Genomic DNA, 22,027 nt, shown 5'->3' with positions numbered 1-22,027 from the left:
AGCAGAGGAAGACAAGATGGCAATCAAGACTGTAGGCATCGTCGGTGCCGGCACCATGGGCAATGGCATCGCGCAGGCCTGCGCGGTCGTGGGACTGAACGTGGTGATGGTCGACATCAGCGACGCCGCCGTGCAGAAGGGCGTGGCCACGGTGTCGGGCAGCCTGGACCGGCTGATCAAGAAGGAAAAGCTGACCGAGGCGCAGAAGGTCGCCGCGCTGGCGCTGATCAAGGGCAGCACCGCCTATGACGACCTCAAGGCCGCCGACATCGTGATCGAGGCCGCGACCGAGAACTACGACCTGAAGGTCAAGATCCTCAAGCAGATCGACGGCATCGTCGGCGACAACGTCATCATCGCGTCGAACACCTCGTCGATCTCGATCACCAAGCTCGCCGCCGTGACCGCGCGCGCCGACCGCTTCATCGGCATGCACTTCTTCAACCCGGTGCCGGTGATGGCGCTGGTCGAACTGATCCGCGGCCTGCAGACCAGCGACGCCACCCACGCCGCCGTCGAGGCCCTGTCCAAGCAACTGGGCAAGTACCCGATCACGGTCAGGAACAGCCCGGGCTTCGTCGTCAACCGCATCCTGTGCCCGATGATCAACGAGGCCTTCTGCGTGCTGGGCGAAGGCCTGGCCTCGCCGGAAGAGATCGACGAGGGCATGAAGCTGGGCTGCAACCACCCGATCGGTCCGCTGGCGCTGGCCGACATGATCGGCCTGGACACCATGCTGGCGGTGATGGAGGTGCTGTACACCGAGTTTGCCGATCCGAAGTACCGTCCGGCGATGCTGATGCGCGAGATGGTGGCCGCGGGGTATCTGGGGCGCAAGACGGGGCGTGGGGTGTACGTGTATAGCAAGTAAATCGGACCGGGACCGGCCCGTGCAATGGGCTGGTCTGGTCTGAGCGAGGCCGGCGGCTGGGCTTAGGGTCAGCGCCGGCCTTTTTCGTTTGTGATGACCTTCAACGTTGCATCGGCACGTTCGAATCAGGCTGCGGGGGGACTCTCTGGCTGTCGCAGCTGAAAATGCCGAAGCCGTTTCGAATGTCCCGATCTCCAATGTCCATATTTGCCGCAGAAGCATGCTTGGAAAGGCAGCAACAATTAAGGAATGCTGAAGGGTTGCGTCTGACCCGCCGACGCGCCGAGGATGTTGCGGCGCTGGAACGAATCGAGCAGCAGCTTGACGGTACTGTGGTCAAAAAACCGTGACCATCGCCTTATTCCCAGGCCATCTGTAATCCCGCTTACACCGCGTTATATACCGAAACAATCCGCCGCATCTGGTAACAGGAATGCGCGGTAGAGTGCACCCATTCCGTTTACGACAACACCGCATCATGGCTCATCCGGTTCTTTTTGCAGCGCTGCTTGCTGGCATCATGTCCCTGCTCGCGGCGCGTTCGGCGATGGCGCATGTGGACGTGGGGGTGCATATCGGCACTCCGGTCTATGCCGCGCCGGCGCCGGTCTATGTGGCGCCGCCGCCTCCCGTGGTGTACGCGCCGCGCTATCACGGCTGGCATGGCGACCGTTACTGGGACGGCCGGCGCTGGTATGGGCGGCATGAGTGGCGCGGCCGGCATCACCATTACCGGCACCATCATCACCGGCATCACCACTACCGCCACCATGGCCATGGACACCGTGGTCATCACGGTCATCACGGCCATCGCGGCCACGGGCACTGATCGACCTGACCGCGGCGCTGACAGGGCGGGTCGGCCCGGCTAGCGCAGCAGCACCAGTCGCGGCACCGCGTCGGCGCCGCTCCAGACCACGGCGTTCTGCTGGTAGGCCTGGCCCAGGGCCCGCGCTTCGGCCAGCGCCAGCCCGGGCACCAGGAAGCTCGGTTCGGCGGGCCAGCCGTTATCGGGGTGCTCGCCGGCGGCTTCGATCGCGCGCCATCCCTGCGCCCCGAGATCCTGCGCCAGTGCCTGTTGCCGGCGCGCGTTGGCGGTATCGTCGCAGCGCTGGCTGAAGGGGTTGGCAGCGGTAATGAAGGCGCTGCAGTCCACGCCCAGCGCGCGGTGCAGCGCGGCCAGCGCGGCGCTGGGCTGGTCGATGCGCAACGTCATCGGCGTGTCGCCCAGCACCCGGTAGTGCGTTTCGCGATACGCCCGCAGGGTCTCGGCGTCGATGGCGCTGGCCACGCTACTCCCCGTACTGCCGTAGTCCGTCGAGGTCCAGCACCTCGATCACGCCGTAGTCCACCCGCACCAGGCCCTGCTGTTCCAGCACCTTGAGCGCCTGGTTGGCGCGCTGGCGCGAGATGCCCGCGAGCAGGCCGATTTCTTCCTGCGAGATCTCCAGCGTCTTGCCGATGCCCGGATACAGGTGCTCGTTGAACAGCGACGACACCGCGCGCGCCACGCGCGAATCGATGTCGAGCAGCCGTTCATATTCCACCGCCGCGATGAACTGCCCCAGGCGCTCGTTGAACTGCGTCAGCAGGAAGCGGGTGAACGGCAGGCTGGTATCCAGCAGCCACTGAAAAGTGTCGCGCGGCAGGAAGGCGATGGTCGAGCGGCGCAGCGCCATCACGTCGTACTTGCGGATCTCCGACTTCAGCACCGCGCCTTCGCCGAACCAGCCGCCGGTAGGCACGCCGGTGAAGGTGACCGACTTGCCCGACGGCGACACCGTGGTGATCTTGACGATCCCTTCGAGCACGCCCAGCCAGTGCTCGGCCTTGTCGCCCTTGTGGCAGACGTAGTCGCCCTGGCTGTACTCGTGCACGAACATGGCGCGGCGCACGCGCTCGCGCTGCTCCGGACTCAGGTCTGCTGCCCACACGCAGCGGTCGACAAAATCGTTCAGCATGGCCTCGCGGAAGCTCCGGTAGGGATTAACCCGGAATTGTCACCGGCGTGACAACTGGGGGTGTTGGCATGGGCTATCGTACGATCACAACGGAGCCGCGGGTGCCACCAGGGGCACGCCGGGAAGGCAGAAGACGCTTCTCCCGGCCCCTCAAGACAAGGCACAGACGGGCTTGATGCGACGCGGCAGATGCCGCCGGGCAAAGCAAGCCAAGTATAACGACCGGACCGGCGCTTGACACCGGGCGTGGACCCCCACGCCGGAGGGACAGGAGACAGCGATGCAGGAATCGTCGGCGACGACCTTCCCGCGATGGCTGCTGGCGCACGCCCAGCAGCGGCCGGAGCATCCGGCGTATCGCGAGAAGGATCTCGGCATCTGGCAGACATACAGCTGGGCCCAGGCGGCACAGCAGGTGAGGGCGCTGGCATGTGGTCTGGCCGCGCTCGGTTTCAAGCGCGGCATGAACCTGGCGGTGGTGGGCGACAACCGTCCGCGCCTGTACTGGGCCATGACCGCGGCGCAGGCGCTGGGCGGCGTGCCGGTGCCGCTGTACCAGGACGCCATCGCCAACGAGATGGTCTACGTGCTCAACGATGCCGAAATCGAATTCGCCATCGTCGAGGACCAGGAGCAGGTCGACAAGCTGCTCGAAGTCGAAGCGCAGCTGGCCGAATCCGGCCGCGCCGTGCGCCACGTCATCTTTGAAGATCCGCGCGGCCTGCTCGACTACGATCACCCGTCGCTGATGTCGTACGAGCGCCTGCAGGAACTGGGGCGCGAGTTCGACCAGGCCCACCCGGGCTTCTATGACGAGGTCATCGCCGCCGGGCAGCCCGACGACACCGCGATCATCCTCTATACGTCCGGCACCACCGGCAAGCCCAAGGGCGTGTGCCATTCGCACCAGGGCCTGATCGGCTCGGCGCGCAATGGCTGCGCCTTCGACAAGCTCAGCGCCGACGACGACGTGCTGTCGTACCTGCCGATGGCGTGGGTCGGCGACAACCTGTTCTCCTATGCGCAGGCGATGGTGGCGGGCTTTACGGTGAACTGCCCGGAATCGCGCGAGACGGTGATGACCGACCTGCGCGAGATCGGCCCCACCTATTACTTCGCGCCGCCGCGGATTTACGAAGGCCTGCTGACGCAGGTGATGATCCGCATGGAGGACGCAGGCTGGATCAAGCGCAAGCTGTTCCACTGGGCCATGGACGTGGCGAAGCGCTGCGGCACCGATATCCTCGACGGACAGCCGGTATCGCTTGCGGACCGCGCGCGCTATGCCCTGGGCGAGGCGCTGGTCTACGGCCCGCTGCGCAATGTGCTGGGCATGAGCCGCATCCGCGTGGGCTATACCGCGGGCGAGGCGATCGGCCCGGACCTGTTCCGCTTCTACCGCTCGATCGGCGTGAACCTGAAGCAGTTCTACGGCCAGACCGAGACCTGCGCTTATGTGTGCCTGCAGCCTGACGGCAAGGTCAAGTTCGATTCAGTCGGCCCGGCGGCGCCGGGCATGGAAATCCGCATCGCCGACAACGGCGAGGTGCTGGTGCGCGGCGTGGGCCTGCTCAAGTCCTACTACAAGCGCGACGATGCCACGCGCGAGGCCATCAACGACGAGGGCTACTTCATGACCGGCGACGCCGGCGTGATCGACGCCGACGGCCACCTGAAGATCATCGACCGCGCCAAGGACGTGGGCAAGCTGGCCGATGGTTCGATGTTCGCGCCCAAGTACATCGAGAACAAGCTCAAGTTCTTTCCGTACATCAAGGAGGCGGTGGCCTTCGGCAACGGCCGCGACCAGGTCTGCGCCTTCATCAACATCGACTTCGAGGCGGTGGGCAACTGGGCCGAGCGCCGCCACCTGCCGTATGCCGGCTACGTCGACCTGGCCGCGCAGCCCGAGGTGCTGGAGATGATCGCCGAATGCGTAAACCAGGTGAACGCGGATCTTGCCAACGACCCGATGCTGGCGGGGTCGCAGGTGGCGCGCTTCCTGGTGCTGCACAAGGAGCTGGACCCGGACGACGACGAGCTGACCCGCACGCGCAAGGTACGGCGCGGCTTTATCGCGGAGAAGTACGGCGTGCTGGTCGACGCGCTCTATGCGGGCAAGTCGGAGCAGTTCATCGAGACGCGCGTCAAGTTTGAAGACGGGCGCGAGGGCAGCGTGTCGGCCACGCTGAAGCTGGTGGATGCCAGGCGGCTGCCGGTAGCGGCGCGCGCGGCATAAGCGCCATAACAGCACAGGTGGAGGCAGCAATATGACACAAGTGGCCTGGCAAGGCGCCGGCAAGCGCGAATGGAGCGCGGCGGCACGCACCGATGCGAGCGGTGCCGGCGGTGGCGGTGCGATGGCGCCGGCAGGACCGTTGCCCCCGGCGGGGCTGGCGGAAGACAGCGGCGTGCATCCCGGTACGCGCCACGCGCAGCGCACCGGCGCGCAGGCGCGCACCGGCGGCGAGGTGATCCTGGACCTGCAGCACATCTCGCTGTCGTTCGGCGGGGTCAAGGCGCTGACCGATATCTCGTTCGACGTATGCGAGCACGAGGTGCGCGCCATCATCGGCCCCAACGGCGCCGGCAAGAGTTCGATGCTGAACGTGATCAACGGCGTCTACCACCCGCAGCAGGGACGCATCGTGTTCCGCGGCGAGGAGCGCAAGCAGATGCACCCGACCGCCGCGGCGCGCCAGGGCATTGCGCGCACGTTCCAGAACATCGCGCTGTTCAAGGGCATGACGGTGCTGGACAACATCATGACCGGGCGCAACACGCAGTTCCGCACCTCGTGGTTCGCGCATGCGCTGTGGTGGGGCCCGGCGCGCAACGAGGAAATGCGGCACCGGCAGAAGGTGGAGGAGGTGATCGACTTCCTGGAAATCCAGTCGATCCGCAAGACCCCGGTGGGGCGCTTGCCGTACGGCCTGCAGAAGCGCGTGGAGCTGGCGCGCGCGCTGGCGGCCGAGCCGTCGATGCTGCTGCTCGACGAACCCATGGCCGGCATGAACGTGGAAGAGAAGCAGGACATGTGCCGCTTCATCCTCGATGTGAACCGGCAGTTCGGTACCACCATCGTGCTGATCGAGCATGACATGGGCGTGGTGATGGATATCTCGGACCGCGTGGTGGTGCTGGACTACGGCAAGAAGATCGGCGACGGCACGCCGGAAGAGGTCAAGGGCAACCCTGACGTGATCAAGGCATACCTGGGCACTTCGCACTGAGGGTCTGAACCATGACGTTCTTCTTTGAAATCCTGCTTGGCGGCCTGCTGTCGGGACTGATGTACTCGCTGGTGGCGCTGGGCTTCGTGCTGATCTACAAGGCCTCGGGCGTGTTCAACTTTGCCCAGGGCGCGATGGTCTACTTTGCCGCGCTGGCGGTGGTGGGGCTGATGGACAAGGGCATGCCGATGTGGGCGGCGGTGATCGGCGCCTTCGTGGTGATGATCCTGGTGGGCATGAGCACCGAGCGCTTCGTGCTGCGCAAGCTGGTCAACCAGCCGCCGATCACGCTGTTCATGGCGACCATCGGGCTGTCGTTCTTCCTGGAAGGGCTGGGGCCGCTGCTGTTCGGCAACGAGGTGCGTCCGATCAACCTGGGCATCGTCGACGAGCCGATCGAGTCGATCCTGACCACGTTCAACATCGTCATCTCCAAGTTCGACCTCGCGGCGGCCGCCATTGCCGGCGTGCTGGTGGGATCGCTGGCGCTGTTCTTCCAGTACACCAAGGTGGGGCGCGCGCTGCGCGCGGTGGCAGATGACCACCAGGCCGCGCTGTCGCTGGGCATCCCGCTGCAGAACATCTGGGCCATCGTCTGGGGCGTGGCCGGCTTCGTCGCGCTGGTGGCGGGCATGCTGTGGGGCTCGCGCAATGGCGTGCAGTTCGCGCTGACGCTGACCGCGCTGAAGGCGCTGCCGGTGCTGATCCTGGGCGGCTTTACCTCGGTGCCCGGCGCCATTGTCGGCGGGCTGATCATCGGCGCCTCGGAAAAGCTGGCCGAGATCTATATCCCGCCGGTGTTCCAGTCGATGTTCGGGGGCAATTTCGGCGGCATCGAAGGGTGGTTCCCGTACGTGTTTGCCTTGCTCTTCCTGCTGGTGCGGCCCGAGGGCCTCTTCGGCGAAAAACACATTGATCGCGTATAGCGAGCAATGTGTTTTCGGCGAAGGCTAACTTTGCGCAGCAAAGTTAAGTCGCGAAGCGACGGCCGAAGCCAAAAGCACTTCGATGTCGCCTGAAGGGGCGAAGACGTTAGGAGATTCCCCATGTTTTATCGTGAAGCCGGCCAGTTCAAGACCAGCTACGTTGCCGACAGCCAGATCTTCCCGATCCGCCAGGACCGCATCGGCTTTGCGGTGCTAATGGCGATCGCCTTCGTGGCGATCCCGTTCATCGGTTCGGAATACTGGTTCTCGGCCATCCTGATCCCGTTCCTGATTTTTTCGCTGGCGGCGCTGGGGCTGAATATCCTGACCGGCTATGCCGGCCAGCTGTCGCTCGGCACCGCGGCCTTCATGGCGGTGGGTGCCTACGCGGCCTATAACTTCCAGTTGCGCATCGAAGGCATCCCGGTGCTGCTGTCGTTCCTGCTGGCCGGGCTGTCGGCGGCGCTGGTGGGGGTGGCGTTCGGGCTGCCGTCGCTGCGCATCAAGGGCTTCTACCTGGCGGTGGCGACGCTGGCGGCGCAGTTCTTCGTGGTGTGGGCGCTGACCAAGTTTCCCTGGTTCTCCAACAACAGCTCGTCGGGCGTGATCACGGCGCAGCGGCTGGACCTGTTCGGCTACGCCATCGATACGCCGGTGAAGAAGTACCTGTTCGTGCTGGCCATCGTCACGGTGCTGGCGCTGGCGGCCAAGAACATGGTGCGCTCGGCCACCGGCCGCGCCTGGATGTCGGTGCGCGACATGGACGTGGCGGCCGAGGTGATCGGCATCCCGCTGATGCGCACCAAGCTGCTGGCGTTCGCGGTCAGCTCGTTCTACTGCGGCGTGGCCGGCGCGCTGTATGCGTTCTGCTACCTGGGCTCGGTGGAGCCGGACGGCTTCTCGCTGGACCTGTCGTTCCGCGTGCTGTTCATGATCATCATCGGCGGCGTGGGCAGCATCATGGGCTCGTTCCTGGGCGCCGCCTTCATCCTGCTGCTGCCGATCTTCCTGGACAACGTGCTGCCGCCGCTGGCGTCGCTGCTGCACCTGCCCTTTACCAATGCCACTGTGTCGCACATCCAGCTGATGGTGTTCGGCGGGCTGATCATCTTCTTCCTGATCGTGGAGCCGCACGGGCTGGCCCGGCTGTGGCAGATCGCCAAGGAGAAGCTGAGGCTGTGGCCGTTCCCGCACTGACGGAGCGGGGTCTATTGTCTGAACGCAGGTCCTGAGTGAAGTACTGAAGCCTACGCATAACGAAACGCCCCACCGAGGGCGAAGGAGACTGTCATGACCAACCTGATCCGCAACGTGCAACGCGCCGCCCTGGTGGTCAGCGCCGCGGCTGCACTGCTGGCGCCGGCGGCGCCGGCACTGGCGCAAAGCAACGAGCAGTTCATCGCGCTGCCGAGCTATCGCGTGGGACCATACGGCGCCAACGGGCAGTCCTGGTATGGCGGCTTCATCGACTACCTCAACTACGTCAATTTGAAGGATGGCGGCGTCAACGGCGTCAAGCTGAGCTGGGAAGAGTGCGAGACCGAATACAACAACGCCAAGGGCGTCGAGTGCTATGAGCGCCTGAAGTCCAAGAACGCCACCACCAAGGGCACCGCCTACCACGCCATGTCGACCGGCATCTCCTACGCGCTGGTCGACAAGACCGCCGCCGACAAGGTGCCGCTGGTGATGATGGGCTACGGCCGCACCGACGCGGTCGACGGCTCGGTGTTCCCGTACGCGTTCCCGCTGGTGACCACATACCAGATGCAGGTCTCGGCCATCGTCAAGTACCTGGCCGGCAAGAGCGGCGGCTCGCTCGCCGGCAAGAAGATCGTCTACCTGTACCACGACTCGGCCTATGGCAAGGAACCGATCGTGGCGCTGCAGGCCGAGGCGCGGCTGGGCAAGTTCAACCTGGTGGAGATCCCGGTGGCGCATCCGGGCAACGAGCAGGGCGCGCAATGGCTGAAGATCCGCCAGGAAAATCCCGACTACGTGATCTTCTGGGGCTGGGGCGTGATGAACCAGACCGCGCTGAAGGCGGCGCAGAAGGTGGGCTTCTCGCGCGAGAAGATGATCGGCTCGTGGTGGGCGGGCTCCGAGGAAGACACGGTGCCGGCCGGCGATGCCTCCAAGGGCTACATGAGCGCGACCTGGAACGTGGCGGGCAAGAGCGTGCCGCTGATCGCCGATATCGAGAAGGTGGTCTACGGTGCCGGCAAGGGCAACATGCAGGACAAGAACAAGGTCGGTTCGGTGCTGTACAACCGCGGCGTGTCGGCGGCGGTGGTGACGGTGGAAGCGGTGCGCGTGGCGCAGGCCAAGTTCGGCAAGGGCAAGCCCATGAGCGGCGAGCAGATGCGCTGGGCCTTCGAGAACCTGAACTTGACCAATGCCCGGCTGCAGCAGCTGGGTGCCACCGGCCTGCTGCCTGAAATCAAGACCAGCTGCGAGAACCACGAGGGCTCGGGCAAGGTGAAGATCCAGCAGTGGGACGGCAGCAAGTGGGTGGTGGTGTCGGACTGGATCGAGGGCAACAAGGGCCTGATCCACCCGCTGTTCAAGGCCACCGCGGCGCAGTACGCGAAGGAGAAGGGGATTACGCCGGGGTGCTCGAAGAGCTGATGGCCCTCGACTCCCGACGGTGTACTCCCTCTCCCGCTAGCGGGAGAGGGAGTACACCGGCAGCAAGCTGAAAGTCCAACGCAACATCGCCACACCACCACGAGCCGCACCATGAGCCTCCTGTCCGTCAACAATATCGAAGTCATCTACGATCACGTGATCCTGGTGCTCAAGGGCGTTTCGCTCGAAGTGCCGGAAGGCAAGATCGTGGCGCTGCTCGGCGCCAACGGCGCGGGCAAGACCACCACGCTCAAGGCCATCTCCAACCTGCTGCAGGCCGAGCGCGGCGATGTCACCAAGGGCTCGATCGAATACCGCGGCGACCGCGTCGACCAGCTCACGCCCAACGACCTGGTGCGCCGCGGGGTGATCCAGGTGATGGAAGGGCGCCACTGCTTCGCGCACCTGACCATCGAGGAAAACCTGCTTACCGGCGCCTACACGCGCGGCCTGTCGCGCGGCCAGACGCGCGACGAGCTGGAGAAGATCTACGAATACTTCCCGCGCCTGAAGACGCGCCGCAAGTCGCAGGCCGGCTACACCTCCGGCGGCGAGCAGCAGATGTGCGCGATCGGCCGGGCCATGATGGCCAAGCCTGCGATGATCCTGCTGGACGAGCCCTCGATGGGGCTGGCGCCGCAGATCGTCGAGGAGATCTTCGAGATCGTGCGCGGCCTGAATTCGCGCGAGAACGTCAGCTTCCTGCTGGCCGAGCAGAACACCATGGTGGCGCTGCGCTACGCCGACTACGGCTACATCCTGGAGAACGGCCGCGTGGTGATGGATGGCGACGCCGAGTCGCTGCGCACCAACGAGGACGTCAAGGAGTTCTACCTGGGCGTGGCCGCCAACGACGCCGACGGCCCCGGCCGCAAGTCGTTCCGCGACGTCAAAAGTTACCGCCGCCGCAAGCGCTGGCTGGCCTGAGAAGGACGCATAGACCGGCTGCGCGGGCGGTATCGAGCCCTGCGATGCTCGCCGTACCGGTGTACGGCTGCGCTTCCCGGACTCGCTACGGGCCCGCTCGCGGCGGTCTCTGCGCCCTTCTCGAAACGCTCGACCATTAACGCAAACCTTTGCCACCCCCGGCAGCATTGACCATGCCAGAACACTTCGATCCGCTCGAAACCCGCGCGCCGGAAGTCCGCGAGCAGGCGCTCCTTGCCGCCCTGGCACGCCAGGTGGCCCATGCGCGCGACCAAGCGCCATACTTTGCCGAACTGCTGGATGGCGTCGATCCGCGCCTGCTGACCTCGCGCGCGGCACTGGCCCAACTGCCGGTGACGCGCAAGTCCGACCTGAGCGCACGCCAGCGCGCGCTGCCGCCGCTGGGCGGGCTCAACGCGACGCCGCTGGGCAAGCTGCGCCACGTGTTCCAGTCGCCCGGCCCGATCCACGAGCCCGACGGCCACGACGCCGACTGGTGGCGCACCGCCCGCGCCATGCACGCCGCCGGCTTTCGCGCCGGCGACCTGGTCTACAACACCTTCTCCTACCACTTCACCCCGGCCGGCATGATGATGGAAAGCGGCGCCCACCGGCTGGGCTGCTGCGTGTTCCCGGCCGGCGTCGGCCAGACCGATTCGCAGGTGCAGGCGCTGGCGAGCCTGCAGCCGGCCGCCTATGCCGGCACGCCGTCGTTCCTCAAGCTGCTGCTGGAGCGCGGCGATGAACTCGGCACGCCCTGCACCAGCCTGGCCAAGGCGCTGGTCTCGGGCGAGGCCCTGCCGCCGTCGCTGCGCAACTGGTTCCGGGATCGCGGGGTGCGCGTGCAGCAGATGTACGGCACCGCCGATGTCGGGCTGATCGCGTATGAAACCGAAGGCGGCGACGGCTGGGTGGTGGACGAGGGCGTGCTGGTCGAGATCGTCGAGCCCGGCGGCTCGCGCCCCATGCCCGAAGGCGAGACCGGCGAGGTGGTGGTGACGGTGCTGGGCAACGGCGACTATCCGCTGATCCGCTTTGGCACCGGCGACCTGTCGGCGGTGGTGGCGGAGTCCTCGCGGCGGCCGAGCCCGTGCGGGCGCACCAATATCCGGCTCAAGGGCTGGCTGGGACGCGCGGACCAGGCGACCAAGGTCAAGGGCATGTTCGTGCATCCGGGCCAGGTGGCCGACGTCTTGCGCCGCCACCCGGAAATCCGCGCCGCGCGGCTGGTGGTGACCGGCGATCCGGGCGCCGACGTGATGACGCTGCGCTGCGAGGCCACGCGTGAAGACGCCGACCTGCAGCGCGCGGTGGCGGAGTCGCTGCGCGAGGTGATGCGGCTAAGAGGCGAGGTGGCGTTCGTGGCGGCGGGGTCGTTGCCGCAGGACGGGCGGCTGATCGAGGATGCACGCAAGTACGAGTGAAGGAGCTTGCCGGGCGAGGAGTGGGGGTGCGGGGCCGGAACGTCAACGAAGTGACGGGCGTCGAAAGGCCAGAAAGACTCAAGTCTTCCCCCCATCCTCAGGCCGCGTCGGCAAGCGGATCATCCACACGCTGACCCCCACCGCACAAGCCAGCAACGCCGCCGACACCAGCGGCCGCCCGCGCAGCAGCCACGCCGTGGTCCCCATCGACAGCCACATCATCGACAGCGCCAGGCACTTCGCCTTGAACGGGATGCTCCGATGCCGCTGCCAGTCGCTGACCAGCGGCCCGAAGCGCGGATGTCCCATCAGCCATTCATGGAAGCGCGTCGAGCCGCGCGCGAAGCACGCCGCCGCCAGCAGCACGAATGGCGTGGTCGGCAGCACCGGCAGGAAGATCCCGATCACGCCCAGCAGCAGGCAGAGTCCGCCCAGCGCCACCCAGACGGCGCGCAGCACGCGCTGGCGGTGGCTCAGCACGGCTTCAGGATCGGGCGAAAGGTCAGGGCCGGAACGGGGCAATGGTCGAACAAAGGGCCGCTAAGCGGCCCCGGTGCTGGATCGGTCAGCGCGAAATCCCGAGTCGCGCCTTGGCCGCATCGTACTCCGCTTTCATGCGCGCGACGATTTGACCGGCGCTGGGGATGTCGTGGATCTGGCCCACGCCCTGGCCGGCGCCCCAGATATCCTTCCACGCCTTGGCCTTGGAGCTGCCGCTGGAAAAGTCCATCTTGCTCTTGTCCGCCACCGGCAGGTTGTCCGGATCCAGGCCCGCGTTGCTGATGCTTTCGCGAATGTAGTTGCCGTGCACGCCGGTGAACAGGTTGGTGTAGACGATATCGGCGGCGGCCGAGCTGGTGATCGACTGCTTGTACGTCTCGGCCGCGTGCGCCTCCTGCGAGGCGATGAAGCGCGTGCCCACGTAGGCGAAGTCCGCGCCCATGGCCTGCGCCGCCAGCACCGCCTCGCCGGTGGCGATCGAGCCCGACAGCGCGATCGGACCGTCGAAGAGCTTGCGCACCTCGCCCACCAGCGCGAACGGCGACAGCATGCCGGCATGGCCGCCGGCGCCCGCCGCGACCAGGATCAGGCCGTCGACACCGGATTCGATCGCCTTCTCGGCATGGCGCAGGCTGATCACGTCGTGCAGCACGATGCCGCCGTAGCTGTGCACCGCGTCGATCAGCTCCTTGGGCGGCGCGCGCAGCGAGGTAATGAAGATCGGCACCTTGTGCTCGACGCAGACCTTGATGTCATGCTCCAGGCGCGCGTTGGAGCTGTGGACGATCTGGTTGACCGCGACCGGACCGACCGGCGCGCCGGGGTTGGCGGCCTTGAACGCGGCCAGTTCCTGCTCGATCTGCGTCAGCCACTCGTCGAGCAGCTCCGCCGGACGCGCATTGAGCGCGGGGAACGAACCGACGATGCCGGCCTTGCACTGCGCCAGCACCAACTCGGGATAGCTGACGATGAACATGGGCGAGGCAATCACGGGCAGGGCCAGGTTCTGCAAGACCTGGGGCAGTTGCTTGGCGGCGGGCATGGTGTCTCCTGAACCACTGGCGGGCACGCTGGTCGTGCCCTAAATGAACGGTCGTTCGATTATAGGGAGTTTATGGGCTGCGTCGCTAGAAGCCCAAGTCTATGCCGATCCTGCGCGCCATGGCGGGCGGATCAGTACGCGGGCAGGGTCAGCTCGGCCAGCGCCCCGCCGCCCGCCCGGTTGGCCAGCATCACGCTGCCGTGATGCAGCGCCGCCACCTCGCGCGCAAAGCACAGGCCCAGGCCAGTGCCCTTGTCGGCCCCTTGCGGGCGCGGCAGCGAGTAGAAGCGCTCGAACACGCGCGGCAGGGCATAGTCCGGAACGCCGGGACCGTGGTCGGCCACGGTGATCGCCAGCTGCGCGCCGCGCCGTTCCAGCGCTACCGCGATGGCGCTGTCCCGGGGCGCGAAGTCGATGGCGTTGTCGAGCAGGTTGGCGATGGCCTGGCGCAGCAGGAACGGGTCGCCCGCCACCACATCGGGGTTTGGCGCCGGCTCCAGCCGCAGCACCACGCCGCGCTGCCGCGCGCGCGGTTCCAGTTCTGCGCACAGCTGGGCCAGCAGCTCGCCCAATCGCACCGGCTCGCGGGTTTCCAGCCGTTGCCGTTGTTCCACCTCGGCCAGCGCCAGCAGCTTGCGGATCATGGTTTCCAGCCGTCCGGACTGGGTGCGGATATTGGCGACGAAGCGCTGGCGGTCGGCCGCCGGCATCTCTTCCTGCAGCAGCTCCGCCGCGCCGCCGATGGCCGCCAGCGGGCTCTTCATCTCGTGGGTCAGGGTGTGGATGTAGTGCTCGACATACTGCTTGTCTTCCAGCCGCTCGCGCATGCCCTGCACCGCGCGCCCCAGTTCGGCCAGCTCGCCCGCGCCGCGCAGCGGCATCTCGGCGCGCTCGCCGGCCGCCACCGCGCGCGCGTAGCCGCGCAGGCGGCTCAGGCCATGCACCAGCCACAGTGTGCAGGCCAGCCCGATCACGCAGGCGGTGCCGATCAGCAGGCCGCCGTAGAGCAGGATCTTGCGCTGGCTGCGCGCGATAAACGGCGCCATCGCCGCATTGGGCTTGGCCACGGTCAGCACGCCGATGATGCGCTCGCCATCGCGCACCGGCGCCGCCACGTGCATCACGGTGCTGGCCTCGTCGGCGGGGTCGGCGCGCGTGCTGCGCGCGCCGTACTTGCCGCGCAGCGTCAGGTAGACGTCGTTCCAGCGCGAATAATCGCGGCCCACGTCGGTGCCGGTGGAATCGAAGCGCACGATGCCGCCGGCATCGGTCACGTAGACGCGGTAGCCAATGCTGTCCTTGTGCAGCCCCGAGACCTCGGCATTGACCGGCACCTCGCGCAGCGCCGCCATATGCCGGGCGAAAGCGCCATCGGCGATGCGGCCGGCCTTGAGGTCGTCGGCGGCCAGCGCGGCCAGCACGTGCGCGGTATCGATCAGCGTGTCTTCCATGGCCTGGCGCACCCCGGGCTTGACCTCCTGCACGAACACGCGCAGCGTCAGCACCGTGGCCAGGCCCACGATCAGGAAAAAGCCGAAGAAGATGCGCAGGCCGATATGCATGGCGCGCGCTCAGGGCTCCAGCGAATAGCCCATGCCGCGATGGGTGCGGATGCGCTCGGCGCCGTCGGGGGACGCCTCCCGCAGCTTGGCGCGCAGGGTCTTGACATGGGTGTCGACGGTGCGGTCGCTGGTGTCGAGCGCGCCGGCCCAGACCCCGTCCATCAGCTGCGCGCGCGAGTAGATGCGGCCCGGATGCGCCACCAGCCAGGCCAGCAGCAGGTACTCGTAGCGCGTCAGCGCCAGCCAGTGGCCGTGGTAGGCCAGGCGGGCGCCGTCCGGGTCGTGCGTGAAGCCGGCCGCCGCGCCAGGCGTTGCCGGCGGCGCGGCGGCGCGGGCCCGGCGCAGGATGGCGCGCACGCGCGCGGCCAGCTCGCGCGGCGAGAACGGCTTGACCACGTAGTCGTCGGCGCCGATCTCCAGCCCGACGATGCGGTCGATCTCTTCATGGCGCGCGGTCAGGAAGATCACCGGCGCGTCGCTGAAGGTGCGCAGCGTGCGGCAGACCTCGAAGCCGCTCAGGTCCGGCAGCCCCACGTCCAGGATCACCAGGTCGGCCCGCGCGGCGCGCAGGCAAGCCAGCGCGTCGCCGCCCAGCGTGCAGTGCTCGGCCAGCATGCCGTCGGTGCGCAGGGCATAGAGGATGGTGTCGGCGATGGCCTGCTCGTCTTCCACCACCAGGATGCGCGGTTGTTCCATGCCCGGCATTCTAGCCGCTCAGCCGCGGGCCGCCGCGCGCGCCGGCGCCGCGGGAGGCGCCGCTTCCGCGCCGCGCTGGTGGAAATAGATCTGCTCGGCGGCCCGGCGCAGCGGCGGCGAATACAGCATCAGGTCGAATGGCCAGTCGCACTGGAAGCGCTCGAACATCCAGCGCAGCGCGCGCTTGGCGCGAAAGCGCGGCGCGCTGGCGCTGGCCACGGCTTCCGGCGCCGGGCCGCCGCGCAGCAGGTGCGCGGCCACTGCGTCGCCGACCGCTTCGCCGTGGGCAAAGGCATGGTGGATGCCGCCCGCGGTGAGTGGCGACACGATGCCCGCGGCATCGCCGGTCAGGATCGCGCCGTCGCGAGCCAGCGGCCACACCGGCCCACCGCACGGGATCAGCCCGGCGCGCGTCGCCGCCGGCCGCGTCAGCAGCGGCAGGCCGGCGCGTTCGCGCACGTGCGCCAGCAGCCCGTCCAGGTCCGGCGCGCGGCCGCGCCGCGGCAGGTAGCGCAGCGCCAGCCCGGCCTGCACGCCAGTGGGGTTCTGCGCGATCCAGCCGATATAGCCGGGCGCGAAGCGGCGCGTGATGAAGCAGTGCAGCGCGTTCGGCTCGGGCAAGGCCAGTCCGGGGAATTCATATTCCACGCCGTACAGAAAGCTGTGCACGCGCCCCAGCCCGGCGCATTGCGCCACGCGCGACTGCGCGCCATCGGCGCCGACCAGATAACGCGTATGCCCCGCGCCCGTGACATGCCAGCCGCCGTGGCGCGGCACCGCGCCGATGAAGGCCTGGCCCAGCCGCAGCTCGACCCGGTGGCGCACCAGCTCCGCGGCCAGCCAGCGCATCAGGCGCGGCGTGTCGGTGGTGTGGAAGTAGTAGCCAGGCGCGCGCAGGTCGAGGCTGCGCAGCCGCGGCGAGTACAGCCGCACCTGCTCGACACGATGCACGCAGTCGGCCGGCGCCTGGCCCAGCCAGGTCTGTTCGATGGTTTCCTTGACCAGGATGCCGGTGGTGTGGAGCCGGTCGCCCGGATCGGTCTTGCGTTCCAGCACCAGCACGCGCAGGCCGGCGCGCGCGGCGGCCAGGGCGCAGGCGGCACCGGCAAAGCTGGCGCCGGCGATGACGAGGTCGTAGTCGAAGGAGGGCATGGCGGTTTCCGGAGAGCGAAGGGCTCCAGTCTGGCCAGCCGGGGTGAGGGCAATGTGTGGCGGGTGTGAAGCGGCGCGGCGGCGCCAGATCCGACCCATTCGCGCAAAAAAACGCCCCGCATGCGCGGGGCCATCAATTACCACGAAGACTGATACACACGGCGGGCACCTGCCAATGCCGCAGCCGCACACGAAGCATAGGCCGCCAATGTGACGGCGCCGTGGCAGCGACATGAACCGCGCATGACATCACAGCCCGTAGCGCTTGATCTTGTCGTAGAGCGTGGCCTTGCCCACCTGCAGCAGGTCCGCCGCCTGGCTGACCGCGCCGCCGGTGCGCGCCAGCGCGTCGGCGATCACGGCGCGCTCGAAGTGCTCCATGCGCTCGCGCAGCGGCGCGGTTTCGTCGGGGCCCGCCGCCTGCGCGCCGGCCTGGCCGCCCTCTGGCACGCCCAGCACCATGCGGTCGGCGGCATTGCGCAGCTCGCGCACGTTGCCCGGCCACGGCCGCTGGGCCAGCGCCTGGCGTTGCGCCTCGGACAGCAGCGGCGCGGGCCGCTGGTAGCGCACCGCCGACACCAGCGAGAAATGCTCGAACAGCGGCACGATGTCCTCGCGCCGCTCGCGCAGCGGCGGCAGCGCGATGGTGACGACATTGAGCCGGTAATACAGGTCTTCGCGGAACGTGCCCTGCGCCACCAGCGCGTCCATGTCGCCCTTGGCCGCGGCGACGATGCGCACATCGATCTGCACCGAGGCGTTCGAGCCCAGCCGCTCCAGCGAGCCCTCCTGCAGCACGCGCAGCAGCTTGACCTGCAGCGCCAGCGGCATGCTTTCGATCTCGTCGAGGAAGAGCGTGCCGCCCGAGGCATGCTCGAGCTTGCCGATGCGGCGCTTGCCGGCACCGGTGAAGGCGCCGGCCTCGTGGCCGAACATCTCGCTCTCGAAGATGGCCTCGGGCACCGCGCCGCAGTTCAGTGCGATAAAGGGCCCCTCGGCGCGCCCGGACAGCGCGTGCAGGCTGCGCGCCACCAGTTCCTTGCCGGTGCCGGTCTCGCCGTTGATCATCACCGGCACGTCGGTGGGCGCGACATTGGCCACCAGCGCGCGCACCTGCTCGATCGCCGGCGAGCGGCCGATGATGCGCGTGCCGGCGGCGGGCCCCGCCAGTTCGCGGCGCAGCGCCTGGTTTTCCAGCTCCAGTGCGCGCCGTTCCAGCGCGCGGCGCACGGTGTCGGTAAGGCGGTCGGCGCCGAAGGGCTTTTCGATGAAGTCATAGGCGCCCTCGCGCATGGCCTGCACCGCCATGGTGATGTCGCCGTGGCCGGTCACCAGGATCACCGGCACGCCGGGCGCGGCGTTGCGGCAGTGCTGCAGCAGGTCCAGCCCGCTGGCGCCGGGCAGGCGCACGTCGGTCACCACCACGCCGGCAAAGGCGCCGTGCAGGTGCGGGATCGCGGCCTCGGCCGAGGGCAGCGCCAGCACCCGGAAGCCGGCCAGTTCCAGGCTTTGCGCGGTGGCCTGCCGCACCAGCGGCTCGTCTTCGACAAACAGGACACGCAGACCATCTTGCATGGCAATACTCATCAGGACGCGGAAACCGATGGCGCCGGATCGACGGCCGGCGCGCGCGCCAGCACCAGCGTGAACTGCGCGCCGCCGCCGGGGACATTGGCGACGCTGAGCTGGCCGCCGAACTCGCGCACGATCGACGACGAGATCGCCAGCCCGAGGCCCAGCCCCTGGCCGGTTTCCTTGGTGGTGAAAAAGGGTTCGAACAGGCGCGGCAGCGCTTCCGGCGCGATGCCGGTGCCGTTGTCGCGCACGACGATGGTGACGGCGTGCTCGCCGGCCTGCACTTCCAGGTCGATGCGGCCGTGTGCCGGAGCGGCCGGCGCGGCCGCGGCGATCGCATCGAGCGCGTTGCCGAGCAGGTTCAGCAGCACCTGTTCCAGCTTCAGCTCGTCGGCGCGCACGGCGAGGCCTGGCACCGCATCCAGCCCGGCGACGCTGACCGTGACCGCGCCCAGCCGCGGCGCCAGCAGCGCCAGCACGTGCTCGACGGCCGCGCGCAGCGCCACCGGGCGGCGCACCGGGCGGGCCTTGCCGGCAAACAGCTTGAGCTGGCCGGTGATCTTGCCCATGCGCTCGGTCAGGTCGGCAATCGCCGTCAGGTTGCCCTCGGCCGCGGCCAGCTGGCCGCGCTCAAGCAGCACGCGGGTGTTGTCCGAGAACGTGCGCAGCGCCGCCAGCGGCTGGTTCAGCTCATGCGTGATGCCGGCCGCCATCTGTCCCAGCGCGGCCAGCTTGCTGGCCTGCACCAGCTCGTCCTGGGCCGCGCGCAGCTCGCTTTCGGCGCGGGTGCGCTCGGCCACTTCGTCTTCCAGCTTTTCGTTGATCGCCATCAGGTCGGCGGTGCGGGCCTCGACGCGGCGCTCCAGCTCGTCGTAGGCAGCCTCCAGCAAACGGCGGCTGTATTGCATGTCGCGCGCGCGCTGGCGGCGCTGGCGCCAGTTGACCAGCAGCAGGCAGATGCAGGCATAGCCCAGCGCCGCGGCCACGGTGGCGTTGCGCGCGTTGGCCAGCACCGGCTCCAGCGGCGCCATCACCTGCATGGTCCAGCCGGCCGGGCCCACGGTGCGGTTCAGCGCCAGATAGCGGTCGGCGCGCCCGGCGCCGTCCGGCGCGAAGGTGGTGCGGCCGGCCGCGGCCTCATCGCGCACGCGCACCAGGCGCGCGCCGTGCGCCAGCGTGGTGTCGGCCAGCCAGCGCGTGAGCGGCGACGCCAGCGGCTCCAGCGGCAGCGGCGTCACCGCGCGGCCGTGGTACTGGCGGGTCCGCTCCATCTCCGCGCGCAGCGCCGGCGGCAGCGGGCGCAGCGTGCGGTATTGCCACGCCGACACCGACGACAGGAAGATCACGCCGTGGTCGTCGCTGACCATCAGCGGCTCGGCGCCGCTGCCGGCACGCTGGAACCACTCCAGGTTGAGCTTGACCACGGTCACGCCGATGACCTTGCCGCCGGCTTCGATCGGCTGCGCGAGGTAGTAGCCGGGCTCTTCGCTGGTGATGCCGATGGCATAGAAGCGCCCCATCCTGCCGCCCGCGGCGGTCTGGAAGTAGGGGCGGAAGCGGTAGTCGGTGCCGACAAAGCTACCGGGCTGGCCGTGGTTGCTGGCCGCCAGCGCAATGCCGTTGGCGGCGATCACATAGGTGGCCGACGCATGCGCGCGCCGGTTGACCTCGGCCAGGTACTGGTTGGCGGCGGCGACGCGCTGCGCGTCGTCGGGGGCGGCGAGCAGTTCGCGCACGAACGGATGCAGCGACACCAGCGCGGGCAGGAACTCGTAGCGGTCGAGCGTGCTTTCGAGCGTGGCGGCGTAGCGGTCGGCGCGCGTCGCGGTGCCTTGCTGCAGGCTGGCCAGGCCGCGCTGGACCGAGACCAGCCAGGTCAGCGCGCACAGCAGCAGCAGGCCGGCGGCAAGGGCGACGGCAAAGCCCCACCAGCGCCCGCTGCCGGTCTCCGGCGCGTGCACCGGGCGGGTGGCGGCGGGGTCATGCACGGCGAGAAAGTCGTCGGAGTGTGGCATCGGCGCGCGCGAGGGGTGTCGCGCCGATGATACCCGCAGGCGCGCGGCGGGGGCAGCCGCGCGCGCGGGCGCGACCGTTTCAGGCGGCGCGCTGGCCGGCTTCGCCAAGCGTATCGGCATCGTCGCCGGCACCGTGCTGCAGCACGCGCGCCAGGCGCTTGCGGTCCAGCTCGCGTTCCCACGCCGACACCACCACCGTGGCCACGCCGTTGCCGATGATGTTGGTCAGCGCGCGGCACTCGCTCATGAAGCGGTCGATGCCCAGGATCAGCACCATGCCCGCCACCGGAATGGTCGGCACCACCGCCAGCGTCGCCGCCAGCGTAATGAAGCCCGAACCGGTCACGCCGCTGGCGCCCTTGGAGGTGATCATCGCCACCGCCAGGATGGTCAGCTGCTGCATCAGCGTCAGCTCGATGCCGGTGGCCTGGGCGATGAAGATCACCGCCATGGTCATGTAGATGTTGGTGCCGTCCAGGTTGAACGAGTAGCCGGTCGGCACCACCAGGCCCACCACCGACTTGGAGCAGCCCAGCTTTTCCAGCTTTTCCATCATGTGCGGCAGCGCGGCTTCGGACGAGCTGGTGCCCAGCACGATCAGCAGCTCTTCCTTGATGTACGAGATAAAGCGCACGATGCTGAAGCCGGTCATGCGTGCGATCGTGCCCAGCACCACCAGCACGAAGATGATAGCCGTGAAGTAGAAGGTGCCGATCAGCTTGAGCAGCGGCACCAGCGAGCCCAGGCCGTACTTGCCGATGGTGAACGCCATCGCGCCGAAGGCGCCGATCGGGGCCACCTTGGTGATCACGTGGACGATGTGGAAGAACACCTTCGAGACCTGCTCGATCAGTTGCACCACGATGCGGGCGCGTTCGCCCAGCACCGCCAGCGCGGCGCCGAAGAACAGCGACACCAGCAGGATCTGCAGGATGTCGCCGTTGGCGAAGGCGCTGAACACGGTGTCGGGGATGATGTGCATCAGGAACTCGACCGTGCTCTGGCCGTGCGCCTTCGACACGTACTGGGCGATGGCCTTGGTGTCGAGCGTGGCCGGATCGATGTTGAAGCCCACGCCCGGCTTGAGCAGGTGCGCGGCGCCCAGCCCGATCAGCAGCGCGAAGGTCGACACCACCTCGAAGTACAGCAGCGCCTTGCCGCCGACGCGGCCGACCTTCTTCATGTCGCTCATGCCGGCGATGCCGGTCACCACGGTACAGAAGATGATCGGGCCGATGATCATCTTGATCAGCTTGATGAAGCCATCGCCCAGCGGCTTCATGGCGACGCCGGTGTCGGGCCAGAAGTGGCCAAGCAGGATGCCGATGCAGATGGCGAACAGGACCTGCACGTACAGGATCTTGTAGAAGGGTTTCCTCATGATGTCGTCCTCGGTGTTGACCGTACCCGGGCGGGTCCGCGCGGGCGCGCGCCGTCACGCTTGCGGCGCGTTCAGGGGCGGGAATTCGCAACCGGCATGCCAGTCCAACCGGTATCGCTAACTGGTTGATTCA

The 22,027-nt window shown here is 68.0% G+C and carries 20 protein-coding genes; 10 read left to right on the top strand and 10 right to left on the bottom strand.

Features of this window, described 5'->3' with window-relative positions:
* Positions 1–16 precede the first annotated feature (16 nt).
* From U9J39_RS11150 to U9J39_RS11140, 3 genes are all read left to right on the top strand, one after another.
* A complete protein-coding gene (locus tag U9J39_RS11150) occupies positions 17–871 on the top strand; it encodes a 3-hydroxybutyryl-CoA dehydrogenase (RefSeq protein ID WP_442784897.1) in 855 nt (284 codons plus the stop codon).
* Positions 872–1,068: 197 nt separating this feature from the next.
* The gene (locus U9J39_RS11145; protein ID WP_326347049.1) at positions 1,069–1,221 is read left to right on the top strand and encodes a hypothetical protein; all 153 of its coding nucleotides are present in this window, start codon (positions 1,069–1,071) and stop codon (positions 1,219–1,221) included.
* Between the two features lie 170 nt (positions 1,222–1,391).
* Complete coding sequence (locus tag U9J39_RS11140) at positions 1,392–1,700, top strand: hypothetical protein (protein WP_326347048.1); 309 nt, start codon at positions 1,392–1,394, stop codon at positions 1,698–1,700.
* Positions 1,701–1,739: 39 nt separating this feature from the next.
* Here the strand turns inward: U9J39_RS11140 and U9J39_RS11135 are convergent, their stop codons facing one another.
* Together U9J39_RS11135 and U9J39_RS11130 are read right to left on the bottom strand one after the other, a co-directional pair.
* Positions 1,740–2,162: a DUF3293 domain-containing protein gene (locus U9J39_RS11135; RefSeq protein ID WP_115681368.1), complete on the bottom strand. Its 423-nt coding sequence runs from the start codon at positions 2,160–2,162 to the stop codon at positions 1,740–1,742.
* Between the two features lies 1 nt (position 2,163).
* On the bottom strand, positions 2,164–2,832 hold the full coding sequence (locus U9J39_RS11130; RefSeq protein WP_012351564.1) for a Crp/Fnr family transcriptional regulator: 669 nt from the start codon (positions 2,830–2,832) through the stop codon (positions 2,164–2,166).
* 280 nt (positions 2,833–3,112) lie between these two features.
* Here U9J39_RS11130 and U9J39_RS11125 point away from each other — a divergent pair, with 280 nt between their 5' ends.
* The 7 genes from U9J39_RS11125 to U9J39_RS11095 all read left to right on the top strand — a co-directional run bounded on the left by U9J39_RS11125 (position 3,113) and on the right by U9J39_RS11095 (position 11,970).
* Positions 3,113–5,071, top strand: coding sequence for an AMP-dependent synthetase/ligase (locus U9J39_RS11125; RefSeq protein ID WP_326347047.1), 1,959 nt, complete (start codon positions 3,113–3,115; stop codon positions 5,069–5,071).
* Between the two features lie 31 nt (positions 5,072–5,102).
* Entirely contained in the window at positions 5,103–6,065 is a 963-nt protein-coding gene (locus U9J39_RS11120) for an ABC transporter ATP-binding protein (RefSeq protein WP_115707933.1), read from the top strand.
* A gap of 11 nt (positions 6,066–6,076) precedes the next feature.
* On the top strand, positions 6,077–6,991 hold the full coding sequence (locus U9J39_RS11115) for a branched-chain amino acid ABC transporter permease (RefSeq protein ID WP_062796483.1): 915 nt from the start codon (positions 6,077–6,079) through the stop codon (positions 6,989–6,991).
* Positions 6,992–7,111: 120 nt separating this feature from the next.
* Complete coding sequence (locus U9J39_RS11110; RefSeq protein WP_115707934.1) at positions 7,112–8,188, top strand: branched-chain amino acid ABC transporter permease; 1,077 nt, start codon at positions 7,112–7,114, stop codon at positions 8,186–8,188.
* Between the two features lie 93 nt (positions 8,189–8,281).
* Entirely contained in the window at positions 8,282–9,619 is a 1,338-nt protein-coding gene (locus tag U9J39_RS11105) for an ABC transporter substrate-binding protein (protein WP_115707936.1), read from the top strand.
* Positions 9,620–9,730: 111 nt separating this feature from the next.
* On the top strand, positions 9,731–10,546 hold the full coding sequence (locus tag U9J39_RS11100; protein WP_018003769.1) for an ABC transporter ATP-binding protein: 816 nt from the start codon (positions 9,731–9,733) through the stop codon (positions 10,544–10,546).
* Positions 10,547–10,719: 173 nt separating this feature from the next.
* Positions 10,720–11,970, top strand: coding sequence for a phenylacetate--CoA ligase family protein (locus tag U9J39_RS11095; RefSeq protein ID WP_115679228.1), 1,251 nt, complete (start codon positions 10,720–10,722; stop codon positions 11,968–11,970).
* 78 nt (positions 11,971–12,048) lie between these two features.
* Here U9J39_RS11095 and U9J39_RS11090 read toward each other — a convergent pair whose 3' ends face one another.
* The 8 genes from U9J39_RS11090 to U9J39_RS11055 all read right to left on the bottom strand — a co-directional run bounded on the left by U9J39_RS11090 (position 12,049) and on the right by U9J39_RS11055 (position 21,894).
* On the bottom strand, positions 12,049–12,450 hold the full coding sequence (locus U9J39_RS11090; protein ID WP_115707940.1) for a YbaN family protein: 402 nt from the start codon (positions 12,448–12,450) through the stop codon (positions 12,049–12,051).
* An 85-nt stretch (positions 12,451–12,535) separates the two neighbouring features.
* Positions 12,536–13,513 carry an NAD(P)H-dependent flavin oxidoreductase gene (locus U9J39_RS11085; protein ID WP_326347046.1) on the bottom strand — a complete coding sequence of 326 codons (978 nt, stop codon included), beginning with the start codon at positions 13,511–13,513 and terminating at the stop codon, positions 12,536–12,538.
* A 131-nt stretch (positions 13,514–13,644) separates the two neighbouring features.
* Entirely contained in the window at positions 13,645–15,075 is a 1,431-nt protein-coding gene (gene creC / locus U9J39_RS11080; protein WP_326347045.1) for a two-component system sensor histidine kinase CreC, read from the bottom strand.
* 9 nt (positions 15,076–15,084) lie between these two features.
* Positions 15,085–15,780 carry a two-component system response regulator CreB gene (gene creB / locus U9J39_RS11075; protein WP_277343476.1) on the bottom strand — a complete coding sequence of 232 codons (696 nt, stop codon included), beginning with the start codon at positions 15,778–15,780 and terminating at the stop codon, positions 15,085–15,087.
* Positions 15,781–15,789: 9 nt separating this feature from the next.
* Entirely contained in the window at positions 15,790–16,923 is a 1,134-nt protein-coding gene (locus U9J39_RS11070) for an NAD(P)/FAD-dependent oxidoreductase (RefSeq protein WP_326347044.1), read from the bottom strand.
* 249 nt (positions 16,924–17,172) lie between these two features.
* Positions 17,173–18,498, bottom strand: coding sequence for a sigma-54-dependent transcriptional regulator (locus U9J39_RS11065; RefSeq protein ID WP_115679231.1), 1,326 nt, complete (start codon positions 18,496–18,498; stop codon positions 17,173–17,175).
* An 11-nt stretch (positions 18,499–18,509) separates the two neighbouring features.
* Complete coding sequence (locus U9J39_RS11060; RefSeq protein ID WP_326347043.1) at positions 18,510–20,513, bottom strand: sensor histidine kinase; 2,004 nt, start codon at positions 20,511–20,513, stop codon at positions 18,510–18,512.
* Positions 20,514–20,592: 79 nt separating this feature from the next.
* A complete protein-coding gene (locus U9J39_RS11055; protein ID WP_326347042.1) occupies positions 20,593–21,894 on the bottom strand; it encodes a dicarboxylate/amino acid:cation symporter in 1,302 nt (433 codons plus the stop codon).
* Positions 21,895–22,027: the final 133 nt, after the last annotated feature.

Source organism: Cupriavidus sp. SS-3 (assembly GCF_035818815.1).
GTDB classification, from domain to species: domain Bacteria; phylum Pseudomonadota; class Gammaproteobacteria; order Burkholderiales; family Burkholderiaceae; genus Cupriavidus; species Cupriavidus taiwanensis_C.
The sequence above is the reverse complement of the archived record's forward strand: the minus strand, read 5'-3'. Positions and strand labels throughout refer to the sequence as shown.

What these genes read in the sequence shown, in the direction of transcription:
- U9J39_RS11150 (WP_442784897.1), top strand. Translation starts at nt 17, where the DNA reads ATGGCAATCAAGACTGTAGGCATCGTCGGTGCCGGCACCATGGGCAAT.
- U9J39_RS11145 (WP_326347049.1), top strand. Translation starts at nt 1,069, where the DNA reads ATGTCCATATTTGCCGCAGAAGCATGCTTGGAAAGGCAGCAACAATTA.
- U9J39_RS11140 (WP_326347048.1), top strand. Translation starts at nt 1,392, where the DNA reads ATGTCCCTGCTCGCGGCGCGTTCGGCGATGGCGCATGTGGACGTGGGG.
- U9J39_RS11130 (WP_012351564.1), bottom strand. Translation starts at nt 2,832, where the DNA reads ATGCTGAACGATTTTGTCGACCGCTGCGTGTGGGCAGCAGACCTGAGT.
- U9J39_RS11125 (WP_326347047.1), top strand. Translation starts at nt 3,113, where the DNA reads ATGCAGGAATCGTCGGCGACGACCTTCCCGCGATGGCTGCTGGCGCAC.
- U9J39_RS11120 (WP_115707933.1), top strand. Translation starts at nt 5,103, where the DNA reads ATGACACAAGTGGCCTGGCAAGGCGCCGGCAAGCGCGAATGGAGCGCG.
- U9J39_RS11115 (WP_062796483.1), top strand. Translation starts at nt 6,077, where the DNA reads ATGACGTTCTTCTTTGAAATCCTGCTTGGCGGCCTGCTGTCGGGACTG.
- U9J39_RS11110 (WP_115707934.1), top strand. Translation starts at nt 7,112, where the DNA reads ATGTTTTATCGTGAAGCCGGCCAGTTCAAGACCAGCTACGTTGCCGAC.
- U9J39_RS11105 (WP_115707936.1), top strand. Translation starts at nt 8,282, where the DNA reads ATGACCAACCTGATCCGCAACGTGCAACGCGCCGCCCTGGTGGTCAGC.
- U9J39_RS11100 (WP_018003769.1), top strand. Translation starts at nt 9,731, where the DNA reads ATGAGCCTCCTGTCCGTCAACAATATCGAAGTCATCTACGATCACGTG.
- U9J39_RS11095 (WP_115679228.1), top strand. Translation starts at nt 10,720, where the DNA reads ATGCCAGAACACTTCGATCCGCTCGAAACCCGCGCGCCGGAAGTCCGC.
- U9J39_RS11085 (WP_326347046.1), bottom strand. Translation starts at nt 13,513, where the DNA reads ATGCCCGCCGCCAAGCAACTGCCCCAGGTCTTGCAGAACCTGGCCCTG.
- creC (WP_326347045.1), bottom strand. Translation starts at nt 15,075, where the DNA reads ATGCATATCGGCCTGCGCATCTTCTTCGGCTTTTTCCTGATCGTGGGC.
- creB (WP_277343476.1), bottom strand. Translation starts at nt 15,780, where the DNA reads ATGCCGGGCATGGAACAACCGCGCATCCTGGTGGTGGAAGACGAGCAG.
- U9J39_RS11070 (WP_326347044.1), bottom strand. Translation starts at nt 16,923, where the DNA reads ATGCCCTCCTTCGACTACGACCTCGTCATCGCCGGCGCCAGCTTTGCC.
- U9J39_RS11065 (WP_115679231.1), bottom strand. Translation starts at nt 18,498, where the DNA reads ATGCAAGATGGTCTGCGTGTCCTGTTTGTCGAAGACGAGCCGCTGGTG.
- U9J39_RS11060 (WP_326347043.1), bottom strand. Translation starts at nt 20,513, where the DNA reads ATGCCACACTCCGACGACTTTCTCGCCGTGCATGACCCCGCCGCCACC.
- U9J39_RS11055 (WP_326347042.1), bottom strand. Translation starts at nt 21,894, where the DNA reads ATGAGGAAACCCTTCTACAAGATCCTGTACGTGCAGGTCCTGTTCGCC.